General features: G+C 40.5%; 16 protein-coding genes. 3 read left to right on the top strand and 13 right to left on the bottom strand.

Annotated elements, in window-relative coordinates; all coding sequences use genetic code 11:
* Positions 1-149: 149 nt before the first annotated feature.
* Positions 150-1,685 carry a leucyl aminopeptidase family protein gene (locus Q0791_RS07905; RefSeq protein ID WP_299004514.1) on the bottom strand — a complete coding sequence of 512 codons (1,536 nt, stop codon included), beginning with the start codon at positions 1,683-1,685 and terminating at the stop codon, positions 150-152.
* 252 nt (positions 1,686-1,937) lie between these two features.
* Here Q0791_RS07905 and Q0791_RS07900 point away from each other — a divergent pair, with 252 nt between their 5' ends.
* Both Q0791_RS07900 and Q0791_RS07895 read left to right on the top strand, forming a co-directional pair.
* The gene (locus Q0791_RS07900; protein ID WP_299004512.1) at positions 1,938-3,404 is read left to right on the top strand and encodes an aminoacyl-histidine dipeptidase; all 1,467 of its coding nucleotides are present in this window, start codon (positions 1,938-1,940) and stop codon (positions 3,402-3,404) included.
* Positions 3,405-3,716: 312 nt separating this feature from the next.
* Positions 3,717-5,429, top strand: a complete 1,713-nt coding sequence (locus Q0791_RS07895) for a hypothetical protein (protein ID WP_299004509.1) — start codon at positions 3,717-3,719, stop codon at positions 5,427-5,429.
* 16 nt (positions 5,430-5,445) lie between these two features.
* On the opposite strand, the gene dinB is transcribed toward Q0791_RS07895, so the two are convergent.
* Complete coding sequence (dinB, locus tag Q0791_RS07890) at positions 5,446-6,513, bottom strand: DNA polymerase IV (RefSeq protein WP_299004507.1); 1,068 nt, start codon at positions 6,511-6,513, stop codon at positions 5,446-5,448.
* A 138-nt stretch (positions 6,514-6,651) separates the two neighbouring features.
* On the opposite strand from dinB, the gene Q0791_RS07885 reads away from it, so the two are divergent.
* Positions 6,652-7,863 (top strand): MFS transporter, encoded by a 1,212-nt coding sequence (locus tag Q0791_RS07885; protein ID WP_299004505.1) that lies wholly within the window; start codon positions 6,652-6,654, stop codon positions 7,861-7,863.
* A 50-nt stretch (positions 7,864-7,913) separates the two neighbouring features.
* Here the strand turns inward: Q0791_RS07885 and Q0791_RS07880 are convergent, their stop codons facing one another.
* The 11 genes from Q0791_RS07880 to Q0791_RS07830 form a co-directional block, all read right to left on the bottom strand.
* Positions 7,914-8,090, bottom strand: a complete 177-nt coding sequence (locus Q0791_RS07880) for a hypothetical protein (RefSeq protein ID WP_299004503.1) — start codon at positions 8,088-8,090, stop codon at positions 7,914-7,916.
* Positions 8,091-8,366: 276 nt separating this feature from the next.
* Positions 8,367-8,834, bottom strand: coding sequence for a bacterioferritin (gene bfr, locus Q0791_RS07875; RefSeq protein ID WP_299004500.1), 468 nt, complete (start codon positions 8,832-8,834; stop codon positions 8,367-8,369).
* A 17-nt stretch (positions 8,835-8,851) separates the two neighbouring features.
* The gene (bfr, locus tag Q0791_RS07870) at positions 8,852-9,319 is read right to left on the bottom strand and encodes a bacterioferritin (RefSeq protein WP_299004497.1); all 468 of its coding nucleotides are present in this window, start codon (positions 9,317-9,319) and stop codon (positions 8,852-8,854) included.
* Between the two features lie 368 nt (positions 9,320-9,687).
* Positions 9,688-9,912 carry a (Na+)-NQR maturation NqrM gene (gene nqrM, locus Q0791_RS07865; RefSeq protein WP_299004494.1) on the bottom strand — a complete coding sequence of 75 codons (225 nt, stop codon included), beginning with the start codon at positions 9,910-9,912 and terminating at the stop codon, positions 9,688-9,690.
* Between the two features lie 9 nt (positions 9,913-9,921).
* A complete protein-coding gene (locus tag Q0791_RS07860) occupies positions 9,922-10,944 on the bottom strand; it encodes an FAD:protein FMN transferase (RefSeq protein ID WP_299004528.1) in 1,023 nt (340 codons plus the stop codon).
* 122 nt (positions 10,945-11,066) lie between these two features.
* A complete protein-coding gene (gene nqrF / locus Q0791_RS07855) occupies positions 11,067-12,314 on the bottom strand; it encodes an NADH:ubiquinone reductase (Na(+)-transporting) subunit F (protein ID WP_299004491.1) in 1,248 nt (415 codons plus the stop codon).
* Positions 12,315-12,360: 46 nt separating this feature from the next.
* Positions 12,361-12,969 carry an NADH:ubiquinone reductase (Na(+)-transporting) subunit E gene (gene nqrE / locus Q0791_RS07850; RefSeq protein WP_298770350.1) on the bottom strand — a complete coding sequence of 203 codons (609 nt, stop codon included), beginning with the start codon at positions 12,967-12,969 and terminating at the stop codon, positions 12,361-12,363.
* A gap of 5 nt (positions 12,970-12,974) precedes the next feature.
* Positions 12,975-13,607, bottom strand: a complete 633-nt coding sequence (locus tag Q0791_RS07845; protein WP_299004488.1) for an NADH:ubiquinone reductase (Na(+)-transporting) subunit D — start codon at positions 13,605-13,607, stop codon at positions 12,975-12,977.
* Positions 13,607-14,404, bottom strand: coding sequence for a Na(+)-translocating NADH-quinone reductase subunit C (locus Q0791_RS07840; protein ID WP_299004485.1), 798 nt, complete (start codon positions 14,402-14,404; stop codon positions 13,607-13,609). Before Q0791_RS07840 ends, Q0791_RS07845 begins: the two co-directional genes overlap by 1 nt.
* Positions 14,397-15,596 (bottom strand): NADH:ubiquinone reductase (Na(+)-transporting) subunit B, encoded by a 1,200-nt coding sequence (locus Q0791_RS07835; RefSeq protein ID WP_299004482.1) that lies wholly within the window; start codon positions 15,594-15,596, stop codon positions 14,397-14,399. Before Q0791_RS07835 ends, Q0791_RS07840 begins: the two co-directional genes overlap by 8 nt.
* Positions 15,596-16,930 (bottom strand): Na(+)-translocating NADH-quinone reductase subunit A, encoded by a 1,335-nt coding sequence (locus Q0791_RS07830; RefSeq protein ID WP_299004479.1) that lies wholly within the window; start codon positions 16,928-16,930, stop codon positions 15,596-15,598. The genes Q0791_RS07835 and Q0791_RS07830 overlap by 1 nt, the downstream gene beginning before the upstream one ends.
* Positions 16,931-17,454 lie beyond the last annotated feature (524 nt).

The raw sequence follows: 17,454 nt of genomic DNA, 5'->3' as shown, positions 1-17,454 counted from the left end.
CCCGAGCAGTCAAACGAAGACCACAGCGATATGCTAGAAATAAAAAATGCCAATAAGCTTAACTTACTGGCATTACCTAAAAGTGGTGTTTTTAATCAAAAAATGCCCCTGATTGTAAAAAAACAACAAAGGGCATTTATACGCCAATATCAGCCTTCAATAATATAATTCACTAAACTTGCCACAGGACAAGCTGTTGGACTGCCATAATGAGGATGACCTTCAACTGCGCTCCCTGCTATATCAATATGGGAAAATGGCAAAGGTAACTCACTGTTTACTCCATGCTCAAATAACCCTGACGCCTTCAATAAAAACGCCGCTGGATACTGATGCCCTCTTGCAGTGGTGGCCGAAGGCCCATTATTTGATGACAACACTTGTGCAGCCCCAGAAGGATCAACAATTTTTTGAAAGTCTTCTCGACGTAATGATGAGCACTCTATTGGCTCTGCCCACTGCTGTGCATGCTTTTGAAGATTCAGACCAATACCTTCTTTTTTCGCGACGCTGTTTTCCACTATCGCGGTATAGCCACCATAACATCGCACCACGTGACCCGTTAATGTCGCAACGGAATAAAGTTCAGGTGCGATAGCGCACTGTGCTTCAATGCGTAAATGCGATAGCAGATCCGCCAAGACTAAGCGCCCTTCTGCATCTGTATTGCCGATACGAACTCGACAATTGGCATGACTGGTAATAATTTCATCGGTCACAAAGGCATCGCTACCAATACTATTTCGCACTAATCCTAATTGGGCGACGACACGTACACCTTTTGGTTTCAGCACAGATAAAGTCTTCATTAAGCCTGCCACTGCCGCAGCGCCACCTTTATCTCTGCTCATGCCTGCCATACCACCAGCAACCTTAATATCTGCGCCTCCTGTATCGTAAATCACGCCTTTTCCAGCAAAAAAGAAGGTACGAGTGATCTCTCCTTCACCACAATAGGCTAATTTTACAACACGAGGATGATGCCGAGGCACTGCAATGGATGACCTTGCAACGCCGCTAAGTAAAGGATAATCTTGTGTTAACAGGTCAATATTATCAATGACCTCAATATCAATCTCTGATCCTTCAAATGCCAATTGGCAATACTCGCTAAAATGAATAGCCGACATTCTTTCAGGCTCTGTGCCACATAAATCTCGAGCCAGTTGCTTACCTACTTCTATTGCACTGAGTTTTTTCCCTAAATCATTGAGCGTAAACAATCCAATTTCATGTATCGGCACACAGTCCGTTTCAGCTTCTCTTTTTTCCAAAGGCTGCCACAATGCCTGTGCACACGCTAAAGCAGAGACGTCTTTAGCAAACGAAAAACGAGCCTCACTTGAGTCCACCACTAAAAGTAATGGCCTCGTTGAACCCGATGCGTTTGCCATGTTGATACCCGCTTTAGCCGCCTCACCGTAAATGCGTACGTCTTGATAGTCATCCTCGGCTGCAAGCACAGGCGCAATAATCAGCTTACCGCCAGCCAACCCTGGGGCTAATAATAGGCTGGTCGTTTTTCCTACTCTTTTATCAACCGAGGCGGCATGCTCGGCAAATAAGCGTACTTCATCAAACGCAATTTCTTTGAGTGAATGAGTCACCACAATGAGCGCGTCCCATCCCTGCCCATCAAATATGGCGTTTTCGTCTTTAACATTCACAAAATTAACTGATTTCATATACTCTCCCATAAATCGCCATTCAAGCACCATTTTATACTGCTTTACTGTATGGTTATGATAGAATGATGCAACGTTTTAATTACAGCTTTAGAACATATAGTCATAAACAGATGCATTCATTTTCACATGCTCAGTTTATCGAGAAAAGAAAAACCAATGACAGTGAAAAAGAAATCACCTTTCTAGCACTGACTCGTAGCTGCTTCATTGATAACATTCATCTGTTCCCACATCAATTAGGAGTGTTTTGTGTCTTCTTTAAGTCAATTACAGCCGCCAGTATTATGGCAGTGGTTCGAACAAATTTGTGCTATTCCACATCCTTCTAAACACGAACAAGCCCTTAGCCAACATATACAAGCTTGGGCAAAAGACAAAAAATTAGCGGTTATTGAAGATAATGTCGGTAACTTGATCATTAGAAAACCTGCTACGCCAGGCATGGAAAATAGAAAAACAGTGGTACTTCAGGCCCATTTAGACATGGTGCCACAAAAAAATGCCGATAAAGAACATGATTTTGAGAAAGATCCCATTGACGCTTATATCGATGGCGACTGGGTAAAAGCAAGAGGCACAACCTTAGGGGCTGATAACGGTATCGGCATGGCATCAGCATTAGCAGTGCTTGGCAGCGATGATATTGTTCACGGCCCTTTAGAAGTCTTATTGACTATTGATGAAGAAGCTGGAATGACAGGTGCCTTTGGTTTAGAAGCCGGTATGTTAGAAGCTGACATTCTCATTAATACCGACTCAGAGCAAGAAGGTGAAATTTACATGGGCTGCGCAGGCGGCGTCGATGGCGAGCTTAGCCTGCCTATGAAATGGCAAGCGCCAAATGAACAAGCTCAAGGCTTTCGTTTAAGCTTATCTGGCCTGAAAGGCGGTCACTCAGGTGTAAATATTCACCTCGGGCGTGGTAACGCCAACAAGCTATTAGCTCGCTTCTTATTTGAGAATGCACAAGCGTTATCGATACAATTAGCGAAATTTGAAGGTGGCTCATTGCGTAATGCGATCCCTCGTGAAGCTGAAATTGAATTCACCATTTTGCCGACTCAGCTAGCTCAACTACAAAATGCCGTCACTCATTTTCAAAGCCTATTACGCCAAGAATTAGCCATCATTGAACCTGATGTAGAGCTCATATTAACAGAAATGGTCACTCCCAGTTCAGTGATGACAACAGAGAGTCAAACTGGATTGATTAACCTTATTCATGCTTGCCCTAACGGTGTCATGCGAATGAGTGATGAAATTGAAGGCGTGACTGAAACCTCTCTCAATCTCGGCGTCATCAATACCAATAAAGACAGTGTCACTTTATTATGTTTAATTCGCTCTTTAATCGACTCAGGCCGGAATAATGTCGAGGGAATGCTTAATGCCTTGGGGCAATTAGCAGGCGCTCACGTCGAATATAGCGGTGCTTATCCAGGTTGGAAACCCGATAATAGCTCACCTGTTATGGCCAGTGTGCGAGAAATTTATGAGGATATTTATCATAAAGAACCGACCATTATGGTGATCCATGCCGGCCTTGAGTGTGGTCTATTTAAAAAACCTTACCCCGATATGGATATGGTCTCCATAGGCCCGACTATTCGTTATCCCCATAGCCCAGATGAAAAGGTCAATATTACTACCGTGGGCCAATATTGGACGTTATTACTGGCGATTTTAGAGCGTGTGCCAGTTAAACACTCAAGTTAACATTTATCACGTTAACATTTAAACAGCCATTACATTTGTAATGGCTTTCGTTCACTTTATTGATTTAAATCTATCAAGATCCATTTGACGCTAATAGATGCTCTCGGCCTCATTTCAAACATTGCCCTCCCTTTCATACATGCGGTTATATAGTAAACACAAGTAACGGATCACAACTTTTTTAGCCTGCATAAAATGAGCCCGCTCAAAAACTTATAGTATTGGCTTTTTTAGGAAGACAAGAATCATTAAGCTAGGTATTTTTAGCCACAACACAAACTTTAAAAATGTTTCTATTCAATAGGTTATTATATGCCACATTCTGATATAAGACTTCAATCTGGGCAAAGCATTGTCGCAAACAGTGTAGAGTGGTTAACAAGTGAAGAAAGCTGGAAACAGCAAACTCAAAAGTTAATAAACAAATTCGAAAAATTTCTATTCAACCACTTACCAGAGAACTGGTTCAACCATAAGCAAGATTACCATGACACTATGGATAGTTTTGAAACACTCGCTGAGTTTAGGCATTCTAAGTCAGCACCACAAAAGCACCTTAATTTTACCCATTCGCAAAACGAAGCCATACTCAATTCAATCGAAACACTATTAAACCATGTTGCTTTTTTTAAGCCTAATACCGAGAATGTATCAAAAACCAGTTTAACCATAGACATTAACGACGATCATTTAGTCTTCCAATTTAATTTATCAGAAAATGCCAATGAAAGTCAGTCTGATCCTCTTATCTTTGAAGTCAAAACTGGAAGAGATATCACCTTATCCTCTACTTTGTATGACACAATAATCGCACTTCACGAAAGTAATGACATTTATGTGCCCAATGTCAAACTCCTAGCCAATTTCATAGATAATAAAAACAGTAAAAATAATAAGATACTTGAAGAAGTAGCGGCTCAAAATAAAAATGATAACATCCATTTTAAGCAAGTGATAAAGCCTACTAACTCATTAAATGTATTATCTAATCTGCAGTGGCAAAAGCCGACTCCACCTGTTGAGCCAGAACCCACTCACCTAGACATTAATCAAAGATTATTAGACGAGCCAGAATTTTCCGTTCTCGATACGACTCAAGAGTTTTCAGATAATGCTAAACAAAAAGATCAATTATTACTTCAAGATACATTTTTACAAACAAAGCTTGGACAAATTTTCAAAAAAAATTCAGATCAAATTAATGCATTAGGGCATTCAACAGACATTCCTGTTAAAACACGACAGCAAAAAACCATTCCCACACACGCTCCTAACATATCACCCGCGCCTTTAGAAAAAACTTCCGTGCCCTTCAATAAACCGACACCAGCGATTACTCCTGAATTTGTCGAGCAGCTAGGTCGATCACTACTTAATTATCATGAAGATAGTCAATCGGTTGAAAAACCTGACCAAGCAGCATTAGCACCACAATTGACACCCATTGAAGCACTGAATCACAACATATCATCCCTAATGATGAAAATTGAAACAGTACGACAGCAAGAGCGCCATGATAAACACCTGAATGGTAATACCCCTCAAACCGATAAGCTCAATAAACAGTTAGACACTATGCTTTCCGAACTCTTGCGCCTTAAGCAAACCAGTCACCTACAAACATCAATCCATCCTCCACAAAAAAATGAAGTTGCATTTAACTTATCTCTAGACTTTGAAGAAAAAAATATAACGCCTTCACAAATTACAATGGAAGAAGTACTCAGCCCCAAGATCAACAATGCACAAAATACGTCAGATAGGAATGACTGGGAAAATATCCTTGGCAATCTTGAAATGATTAGCGATGATTCAGGGCACTTTGACTTTTCCGCCGATACGATTGCGCAGCTCAACCAAGAAACCATTGATGATCTATCTGACGAATATGAAAACCAGTTAGATTTATTAGAACAGAGAAAAACAGAGCTTGAAAATGATCCCCAAAAAGCGTCTGACATTAAAGCAATAGAAATTAACCTTAACAATATTAAAAATCGATTACTGTCATTAAGACAGGCATAGCTCAAATAAAAGTGAATTAAAAATCCAAGTTCAATTGCTCTATTTGAGTCTTTGAGCTTGGCTCAGAACCCGCTAACCCCACAGAAATACCCACCAATCGAATACCACGCTCATTACGTCTCACTAACGCCTGCTTTAATAAGGTATAAAATAAATTCAATGAAATTTCATCGCTGCGATGTTCTATTGTCGTTTGCTTGAAATCATTAAATTTCAACTTCACCACTTGCTTATGGATCTGCCTATTATTGGCACTTCGCTTAACTCTTTTGATAAGTTCAGGGAGCAAGGATCCCATCACAGATTGGCATTGCTCAAACGTAAAAATATCCTTTGCCAATGTGGTTTCAACTCCCACTGATTTACGTATTCGATGAGGCGAAATACTTCTAGAGTCTATACCTTGAGACCGCTCAATGAGTAATGCTCCAAATTTACCAAATTGCGTCATCAGCAGTGAAGGTGAAAAATTCTGCACATCCTCACAAGTATGTAACCCAAGATCAGCTAATTTTTGGGCGGTCACTTTTCCGACACCTGGGATTTTATTTAAAGAAAGAGACTTCACAAATTCGGGAACCATTTCAGGTAAAATAACATATTGCCCATTAGGTTTATTTAAATCTGAGGCAATTTTGGCTAAAAATTTCACGGACGCAATACCTGCCGAAGCGGTTAATCCTGTTTCAGCAAAAATATCAGCTCTAATTGCTTTGGCAATGAGTGTGGCTGAACCTTGGCAATATTGGCTATCTGTTACATCTAAATAGGCTTCGTCTAACGATAAGGGCTCAATTAAATCCGTATATCGCCTAAAAATTTGCTGGATCTGTTGCGATACGCTTTTATACACTGCCATTCGACCCGGCACCAAAATGAGATTGGGGCACAACCTCAGCGCATAAGCTGAGGCCATTGCCGAGCGCACGCCATATTCACGGGCTTCATAATTGCAAGTACTGATCACTCCACGTCGATCGCTGCGGCCTCCCACAGCAATAGGTTTTCCTGCCAATTCAGGAAAATCTCGCATTTCAACAGCCGCAAAGTAACAGTCCATATCAATGTGAATGATCTTCCTCAACTCTGCTCCTTAAATACCCGTAAAATAGTTTGCTTTAACAGTATACTGTATATAAAAACAGTATCAATACATTGACCCTGATTTATACCAAAACCTGAACTATACTCATCTGTCTTAACTGCTTTAGGTTGAGCCACTATGTTATCCGGTTTTCTTCATCTCACACGCCACACACTGTTGACCACAAGCATTGTGTATATTGAATGGTTAGAGTACTCACTTTACCTCTATCTTGGTACTGTGATCAGCCAATACTTTTTTCCAACAGCATTAGGGGATAACGCACTATTATTCACTTATGGCATCTTTGCGATTTCTTACCTTGGCAGACCTTGCGGTGGTTTTATTTTTGGCTATTTTGCTGATAAACATGGCAGACGCTTACCACTTATCATCAGTTCATTTTTAATCGGTATCTCGACCATCAGCATTGGGCTGATCCCTAGCTATCAACAGTTGGGCGTAATAGCTCCCCTGTTGTTATTGTTGTGCCGATTAGTGCAAAGTATTGCCGTTGCAGGAGAATTCAATAATGCGTCTATTTACTTAATTGAACATGCGAAAAAACATAAAATATTAGCAGGCAGTTGGGTTGGAACGGCAGCAACAGCAGGCATGTTTACAGGCTGCCTCATTGCCTTTGTGTTGAGTCAATCGGCTTCTATGGGTAACTGGCGATTAGCATTTATTATCACAGGCATTATTTCATTAATTATTATGATATTTCGAAGTTATCTTACCGAGTCACCTCAATTTGTTAAGCAAAAGCTAAAAATTCAATCTCTATCGCTATATCAACAAACGCTAAAACATAAGCGCGGGCTACTAAAAATCGGTCTGATTGCTGCTTTCATGTGTCTGTATATTTATACTTGTAATGTTTATTTCATGAGCTATATGATCACTAAATTAAACTATTCAATGAGTACTGCAAGCTACTATATGATGCTAGTACAAGCCTGTACCACCTTACTGATCCCGTTGATAGCAATGACATCTGAACATCTTGGCTTACATCGTGTTTTAAAAAGTATGATCCCTTTGATTTGCCTAATGTCATTACTGCTATTCAAGGCAGCAAGTTTACAGGATCATCATCTAATCCTATTAGGATTAATCTTATATGTCATTGGCGATGCAGGGATCTCAGCAACCATTTTTAAATATATGTTTGACGCACTGCCTCTAGACTTTCGCTGTACAGGTAATAGCTCAATTTACAGCCTCGCCATTGCCATTGTTGGCGGTACAGCCCCTATGATAGCGGCATTCTTTATTAATCAGAATTTATTAATGGCACCTGCATATTATATCTGTCTAATGGGGTTATTGGCTTATCTTTCTATTTGAACTAAGCCAAATAAACTCACAATTATAACGCACTGCATCTTGTAAAATGATTAAAATAACTGATTCAGCATTGCCATTTCATCTTCTGATAATATTGTTGAGCTGGTGGGGGCTGGAGCCGTTTTTTGATTGAGCGCTTCTTCAAGTGAGCCTATGCGTAACAGCAATAAACATACTGCATTTCTCAGTTCGCTGTTACTCTGTGATAACTCTTCGATATGACTCATTATAGCCTCTTTAATCTATTGTGAAAAAGGTGTCTATCTCATAAGTGTCTATCTCATAAAGAATAAAAAAGCTAATACACATCTGAAGCAAGCTCGCATTATACGAGTCCACCAGAACCCCTTTAGCTTGTAGACTTAACTATAGATAACCTCATTTGACGATTAAATTCAAGCCAAAATTAACATTTATTTTACAATTATCACAAAAAAGTCATTTATTAGGCCTAATATAACCCACTAAGCCACAATAAAAGCTGATCATCCAAGGAGTTAACCTTACATTTTAGATTGCAAGTAATTGTCCAAGCCCACTTTTTCGATCAATCCCAGCTGTTTTTCAAGCCAATACATATGATCTGACTCAGTGTCTTCTAACAGAACTTCTAAAATTTCACGGGTTTGGAAATCTTGCTTTTCTTCACAAAGCTTAATCCCTTGACGTAAATGTTCCGCTATCATATATTCATATTGCAAATCATTTTCTAACATTTCTTTTGGGTTTTTACCTATGGTCAATGCTTCTCGCTTAACAACATTAGGCGTACCTTCAAGGAACAAAATACGTTGTATTAATTGACGAGCATGGCCTCTCTCATCCTCAGACTCATGAGAAATTTGCTCATGTAATTGATTTAATCCCCAATCTTCGTACATCAAACCATGCACAAAATACTGGTCCATCGCCGATAATTCGCCTGCAAGTAAACTATTCAGCAAATCAATAATTTCACTCTTGCCTTTCATAATAGCGTCCTCCGCCTCTAATCCATTTTAGATTGCAAATAATTCTTAACACCTGTCATTGCAATCAAATCCTGCTGCGCCTCAATCCAATCAAGATGCTCTTCTTCATCTTCTAATAAATCTTCCAATAAATCTCTTGAGACATAATCTTGCGAACTCTCACAAACGTCAATTGCTTGTCGTAAAATGATCAATTGTTCTTCCAACATCACTTTGTCACATTCGATCATTTCCTTCGCATTTTCACCAATACGCAATTTGTCCAATTGCTGTAAATTAGGCAAGCCTTCGAGAAACAAGATACGTTCGATAAGCTTATCGGCGTGTTTCATGTCTTGAATCGATTTTTTATATTCCTTTTCATCTAACTCATTTAGACCCCAGTTTTTAAACATACGTGCATGCAAAAAATATTGGTTGATTGCCGTTAGCTCACAAGTCAATATCTTGTTTAGCTGAGCCAGCACATTCGCTTGACCTTTCATAATTAGCTCCCTTAATTGATCGATTAATGTCTCAAAATATGAATATAGAAATGGTAATAAGTAAAGTGATCAATATTAGAATAATAGATCAATTGAAACTCAAATCAAATTAATTAATAATTTCAGCACGTTACCAAACATTAATCATTCTCATTTAGACTATGATTCCTAACTAAAGTCTCACTTAGCAACAACTGAAAAACCAAAGGCTTGCTTAAAATAAGGCAGAATAAAAGTAAAAAATCGCGGTTTTATATTAAAAAGTTAATATGAAATAGCACTATTAATAAAGAAAGATGTAATAAAAAAATATAAAAAAGGCTACCTTCGCGGTAGCCTTTAAGCACTATCTATTGTTTATTTAGACATTAAATAATACGATTTTTCGTTAATTTCTCTTTACGAGAAGCTTCATTTTCCATTTTAGCTTTACGCTTATCACAAGGATCATCACAATCACAGGCTTTTTCAATGCCTAAACTCCCCAAACCGCCACAGCTACCCGCAACGGCTTTTTGTTTTAATAGGTAACCTATCGACATTAAAAAGAAAAAGGCGAGTAACACCACGAATGCCGCAATAAAACTGCTCATAAATAACCTCTACTTGACTGACACATAAGGTTTAAAAGCATCACTGTAAAACACCTTAAAGCCATCATCTCTCTTCTCTATCAACATTATCGCAAGATTTTCACGTTTAGCAAGGGCGAGTGCTGCTTTCGTGCCCAATACCATCATGGCTGTCGCGTAACCATCTGCTACCATGCAATCTTTATTGAGCACAGTCACAGAGGCTAATCTATGCTTAATCGGATACCCAGTTCTAGGATCGATAAGATGTGAAAATTGTTGGCCATCTTCTTCATAATAATTACGATAATCACCAGATGTAGCCATGGACATATCACCAGGAGTGATGACTTGCTGTACTGCCACTCCCTCTTCAGAAGGTTGCTCTACCGCAATACGCCAAGCTTGATGATCATCTTTTGTGCCTTTGAGACGAATTTCTCCCCCTACTTCAACTAAATACCCTTGAGGTTGGTATTCATCTAACAAAGCCGCGACTTTATCCACGCCAAAACCTTTCGCAATTGATGATAAATCCACATACAAATCATCATGAGTCTTACCTAAGCGAGTACCATCAATCTGAATATATTGGATCCCCGTTCTTGCTTTTTGTTTGTCAATTTCAGCCTGAGTCGGCTCTGTGACAGGACGTTTATCAGGACCAAATCCCCATAAATTCACTAAAGGTCCTACGGTAATATCCAATGCACCATCGGTAATTTTATAAAGTTTAATGGCTTCATTAATGACTTTAACTGTATCCGGCGATACATTAATCGTGTTATGGCTGCTCATTTGATTAAAACGAGACAACTCAGAATCGGGTCGATAAGTCGACATTTGGTCGTTCACTGCTTCTAAGGCTTTATCGATGCGAACCTGCAATGCCTTTCCATCGATGGCTTTTTTACCCGGCATGATTTTTATATGGTAAGTGGTTCCCATAGTATTGCCCGATAAAGCAATCACTTTACTCTCTTGGCTGCAAGCGGAGAGCAAAAAAGCAAAAACCACCAGAACAAACCAATTTGTAAGTACTCTCATTTTCATCATTCAAACCTTGTCTAGATATTCATACCTAATTGACCTAATCATTCAAGTCATTTAGCTATAAACCCTTAAAACAAAACTGCAGAGCCTTAGCTCTGCAGTTTTCATTTTAGGTACGATTGTTAACCACCAAAATCATCCAGTAGAATGTTTTCATCTTCTACACCCAGATCTTTTAACATACCAATCACAGCCGCATTCATCATTGGCGGGCCACACATGTAGAACTCACAATCTTCAGGGGCTTCATGATCTTTCAAATAGTTCTCATAAAGCACATTATGAATGAAACCTGTGTAACCGTCCCAATTATCCTCTGGTTGAGGATCGGAAAGTGCCACATGCCATTGGAAGTTTTCATTGCTTGCAGCCAAGCCGTCAAAATCTTCAACATAGAACATTTCACGTTTCGAGCGCGCACCATACCAGAAACTCATCTTACGCTTACTGTTAAGACGCTTAAGTTGATCGAAAATGTGTGAACGCATTGGCGCCATACCAGCACCACCACCGACGAACACCATTTCGGCATCGGTTTCTTTAGCGAAGAACTCACCAAATGGCCCTGAAATGGTCACCTTATCACCGGCCTTTAAGCTCCAAATGTACGATGACATTTTACCACAAGGCAAGGTTAGGTTACGTGGCGGCGGCGTCGCAATACGCACATTTAACATGATGATCCCTTCCTCTTCAGGATAGTTCGCCATGGAGTACGCACGAATGGTTTCATCGTCCACTTTTGATTCTAACTTAAAGAAGCCAAAATGCTCCCAATCACCACGGTATTCTGCTGGTACATCAAAATCAGCATATTTCACATGATGGGCAGGCGCTTCAATTTGAATATAACCACCGGCGCGGAAAGGCACAGATTCACCATCAGGAATACCAAGCTTTAACTCTTTAATGAAAGTGGCTTTATTATCATTAGAGATAACTTCACATTCCCACTTTTTAATACCAAAGATTTCTTCTTCAAGCTCAATTTCCATGTCAGATTTCACGTTCACCTGACACGACAGACGACAGCCTCCACGGGCCTCGCCTTTAGTGATATGATCAAGCTCAGTAGGTAAAATGTCTCCACCGCCAGATTTGACGACAACACGACATTGACCACATGAGCCACCACCACCACACGCACTCGATACGAAGATACCGTTATCGGCTAATGCACCTAATAACTTGCTACCCGCACCAGTTTTAATCGCTTTATCAGCATCATCGTTGATGCTAATCGTTATATCTCCGCTTGGCACTAATTTTGATTTAGCGAACAAAATCACTAAGACCAATACCAGTACAATGGCGGTAAACATACCCACACCTAAGTAAACCTCAAGTGGAGTAGATTTAAGCATATCCATTAACTTATCCTTAAAGGTTCTAAAAAGAAGCCGTTAATGTGTCTCTTTACAGAGACACACCTGAAAACGACATGAAACCTAACGCCATAAGACCTGCAGTCACAAAGGTTATCCCTAAGCCACGCAGCCCACCTGGCACGTCAGCATATTTCAGCTTCTCACGAATACCCGCTAGCAAGACAATCGCTAATGCCCAACCGATACCCGAACCTACGCCAAATACCACACTTTCAGTTAAGGTATAATCACGTTCAACCATGAAAGAAACGGCACCGAAAATAGCACAGTTTACCGTGATCAAAGGTAGGAAAATACCTAACGCATTATAAAGTGGTGGAAAGTATCTATCTAACGTCATTTCAAGAATTTGTACTAAAGCAGCAATCACCCCAATGAAGGTAATAAACTTTAGAAAACTCAAATCTGCTGTTGGCGCGCCAGCCCAAGCTAAAGCACCAGGGGCGAGGATCCCTTGATAAATGATTTGGTTAACAGGCACAGAAATCGCTAATACCACGATTACCGCCACACCCAATCCCATCGCAGTGGTCACTTTCTTTGAAACCGCTAAGAAAGTACACATTCCCAAGAAGAAAGACAGTGCCATGTTTTCGATAAAAACAGAGCGAATTAATAAACTAATATAATGTTCCATCGCCTTTATCCTTTCGCTTCGACTTGTTCAGGCTTAATGGTACGAATGATCCAGATCAACGCACCAATCAAGAAGAATGCACTTGGTGGTAATAGCAACAACCCATTTGGTTGATACCATCCACCTTCAGAGACTTTCTTCAAAATTTCAATACCAAACAGTGAGCCATTACCAAATAGTTCACGAATAAAACCGACTGACATTAAAATAGCACCATAGCCTAAACCATTACCGATACCGTCCATAAAACTCATCATTGGCGGTGTCTTCATTGCGTAGGCTTCAGCGCGCCCCATCACAATACAGTTAGTAATAATCAAGCCGACAAAAACAGATAATTGTTTCGCCACATCATAAGCATAAGCTTGCAGTACTTGATCCACCACGATCACCAATGAAGCAATGATCGTCATTTGAACAATAATACGTACACTGCTTGGAATGTGGTTACGGATCATTGAAATGAACAAGTTCGAAAACGCCGTCACGGCCGTTAAAGCAATCGTCATCACCAAAGCCGTTTCCATCTTACTGGTCACAGCAAGTGCACTACATACACCAAGGATCTGCAATGCAATAGGATTATTGCTAATGATAGGTCCAGTCAGAACCTGTTTAAGTTCTTTAGCGTTAGCCATTAGCTAAGCCCTCCATTGCGCGCCTTTTCAATAAAGCGAGCAAAACCTTCGTTACCTAACCAGAAAGTCAATGAATGCTGCACACCATTACTGGTTAGTGTTGCACCGGATAAGGCATCGACACCATATTGTGAAGAAGCAATTGCCGGATTTTTGGTGACCTGAATAGCTAGGTGACCTTGATCATCAAACAATTTCTTGCCTTTCCATTTCGCTATCCACTTTGGATTTTGAACTTCACCACCTAGGCCTGGTGTTTCACCAGCCCCCGTAAAGTCATAATAAATTAGACTTTGAACTGTGTTTAAGTCAGGTGATACCGCTAAAAAAGCGTACATAGTAGACCAAAGGCCATAACCTTGAATAGGTAAAATAACCGTTTTAAGTTCACCTGTTTCATTATGGACTAAGTATACCACTTGCTCTTTAGCTACACGCTTAACTGAAGCAATATCATTTTTAGGCACAAAAGAAGTCTTAGGGTTACGGGCTTCAGATTTAGTATCAAAGGTATTAGCATCAACGCCGTTAACAAAGTCACCCGTTGCTAAATCAACCACTTTCGCTTCAACATACTTATCGTAGGTCTTTAAAACTGTGTCTTTGTCAACACTTCCATTGCTCGTATTAAGCAAGCCAGCTGCTTCGAGAATGTACTTCTGCTTATCCAGTAATTTATTTTGCTCTTGAGTCGGCCTTAAAAAAACCGCCGCTGCAGACACAAAAATGGAGCAAACAAAACATAAACCCACAACAATAAATAGGGTTCTGCCGAATGAATCTTTATTACTAGCCACGAGCAATCCTCCGCTTGATGTTTGCTTGAACCACAAAATGGTCGAATAGCGGTGCAAATAAATTTGCAAACAAAATCGCTAACATCATACCTTCAGGGAACGCTGGGTTAAGGACACGAATAAATACGGCCATACCACCAATCAAAATACCGTAAGCCCATTTTCCTTTATTCGTGAAAGAGGCGGAAACTGGATCCGTTGCCATGAACATCATACCAAAAGCAAAACCGCCTAGGACTAAGTGCCAATACCAAGGCATAGCAAACATAGGGTTGGTATCACTGCCAATCATATTCAGTAACAATGACACAGCAATCATACCTGCCATGACACCACCCACGATACGCCAAGACGCAATACGAGTGTAAATGATTACTAAACCACCTAATAAAATGGCCAAGGTCGAGACTTCACCCACAGAACCAGGAATGAATCCAAAGAAAGCATCCCACCAATTCTGGTTAAAGCTATAGTCAAGCGTGCCTTGTGCTGCTTGGCTTAACGCCGTCGCCCCAGAGAAACCATCGGCAACCACCCAAGAAGTATCGCCTGACATATTCAATGGATAAGCAAAGAATAAGAAAGCACGGCCCGCTAACGCTGGGTTAAGGAAGTTACGCCCAGTACCACCAAAGATTTCTTTAGCAACCACTACACCAAAGGTAATCCCTAATGCGACCATCCATAACGGAATGGTTGCCGGTAATGTCAATGCGAATAGAATGGAAGTGACGAAGAAGCCTTCGTTGACTTCATGACCACGTACGGCAGCAAATAAAACTTCCCAAATACCGCCCACAACAAAAGTGACAGCATAAATAGGTAAGAAGAAACAGGCACCATACCAAAGTAGCGTCGCTACCCCTGAATCGGTTCCCAATTGTGCACCAAACAAGCTAAACAAACTGACTTGCCAAGTATCAGGCGAAGCAAAACCTGCCGCTAATGCATCTTGTGCTTGCAGACCTACGTTGTACATACCCACAAACATGGCAGGAAATGCACAAGCCCACACAGTGATCATCATACGTTTTAGATCAAGATTATCACGAACATGGGTACGCCCCTTGTTCACATGACCCGGCGTATAAAAACCAGTATATACCGCTTCAAAAAGCGCATAAAATTTCTCGTATTTACCGCCTTTTTCAAAATGCGGTTCAATACGATCGAAAAACTGCTTTAAACCCATTAGCCTTCCCTCACAATCGTATCTAAACAGTCACGCAGATACGATGCATAGTCGTACTTACCAGGACAGACAAAAGTACACAATGCCAAATCTTCTTCATCTAATTCAAGTGCACCCAAATTAGCCGCGCCATCATAATCACCCGATACGAGATCACGTAATAACATGGTGGGTAAAATATCTAACGGCATCACACGTTCGTAATTGCCAATGGGCACCATAGCCCGATCTGAACCGCCTGTGCTGGTGGTCATATTAAATAAACGAGAAGGTGATAAGTGGCCTAAAAACGCACGTGTTATTGAAAACTTTTGCGCACCAGGCATTGCCCAACCAAAAAATTCTTGATGCGTCCCTTCTTCAAGTAAACTCACTTGATGATGATAGCGACCTAAATAAGCATGAGGCCCTTTAGCATCACGACCATTGAGTACAGAGCCTGAAATGACACGTACATCGCCAGTTTCAACTTCACCTTTGACTAACTCAGCCATAGATGCACCCAGTTGAGTGCGAACCAATCTCGGCTTTTTAGCCTTAGGACCGGCTACCGACACAACACGTTGAGTATTAAGCTCACCAGTGGTAAATAACTGCCCAATGGCAATCACATCTTGATAATTAATGTGCCAAAGCGAACGATTAGCCGATGCTGGTAGCACAAAATGCATATGCGTACCGACTAGGCCTGCTGGATGTTTACCTGCAAACTCTTCAACTTGTGCATTTGCCGCAGGAATATCTGCACCCGGAGCTTTACAAAGGTAAACTTGACCTGAGGTTAAGGTTGACAATAATGTCAATCCATTAACAAAATCTTGTTTATGTTCTTTGATCACAACAACAGGATCTGCTGCATGAGGCTGGGTGTCTATTGCGGTAACGAAAATGCCGACGGTTTCAGCATCGACAGCTGGTACACGGCTAAAGGGACGGGTACGTAAAGCAGTCCATAAACCTGATTCAATCAGATTCTCACGAACTTGCTCCGTAGAAAGTGTCGCTAATGTCGCTGCGTCATATTTTGCAAAAGTAACACTTTCGTTACCTTGTACATCTATCACAACAGACTGCAACACACGTTGTGCACCCCGGTTAATTTCTGAAATTGTTCCACTAGCTGAAGCTGTATACTTAACGCCAGGGTTCTTTTTGTCTTCAAAAATCACCTGACCCTTAACCACTTTATCGCCCACTTTAATTTTCATCGTTGGACGTAAGCCAATATACTCTTCACCTAATGTAGCTACATGTCTAATGGCTGGGCCATTATGGACAACTTGCTCAGGCCCACCAGCTAAGGGTAGGTTCAAGCCATTTTTAATTGTAATCATATCCACAAGCACTACGTTTTTAAGGAAAGACAATGCGCCGCGTTCCTGCTAAACACACAAGATTAAAAATATTTGTTATGTTGAGCTAGCGCAGGTTTATCACTGATATGCGATCGCTATCACGCTGGTCGCGCGCATTTTACCCTATATGGGAGAGTATCGCCATGAAAAATATAGATGAAAAAAAGCTAATGGGAAATTAAAAGTCAAAGGATAAACTCAAGTCAATTGCTAAGCTCATTCAAGCCAAGGCTCCAAGCACTTGTCTATGAGTGATTTTACCTGATATTTGTCTGTTATTATCTGCAAATAAGCCAACTTACAGCGCAACATTAAACGTTTTTCAATCACATTATTACATGATAATTTTTTCATATCAGCAGCAATGAAGAACAAAAAGAAACAAAAATGAAGGTTAAATTTCTTTAACTAATCTCTCACTCGACACTAGCATTAGCCGAGTTTTCGCAGCTTATGCTCTACCGATAATGACCCCCTCCTTAGGGTTCGCAATAAAAAGCATT

Source organism: uncultured Shewanella sp., assembly GCF_947495455.1.
Taxonomy (GTDB): Bacteria; Pseudomonadota; Gammaproteobacteria; order Enterobacterales; family Shewanellaceae; genus Shewanella.
This window is presented reverse-complemented; position numbering and strand designations above follow the sequence as displayed.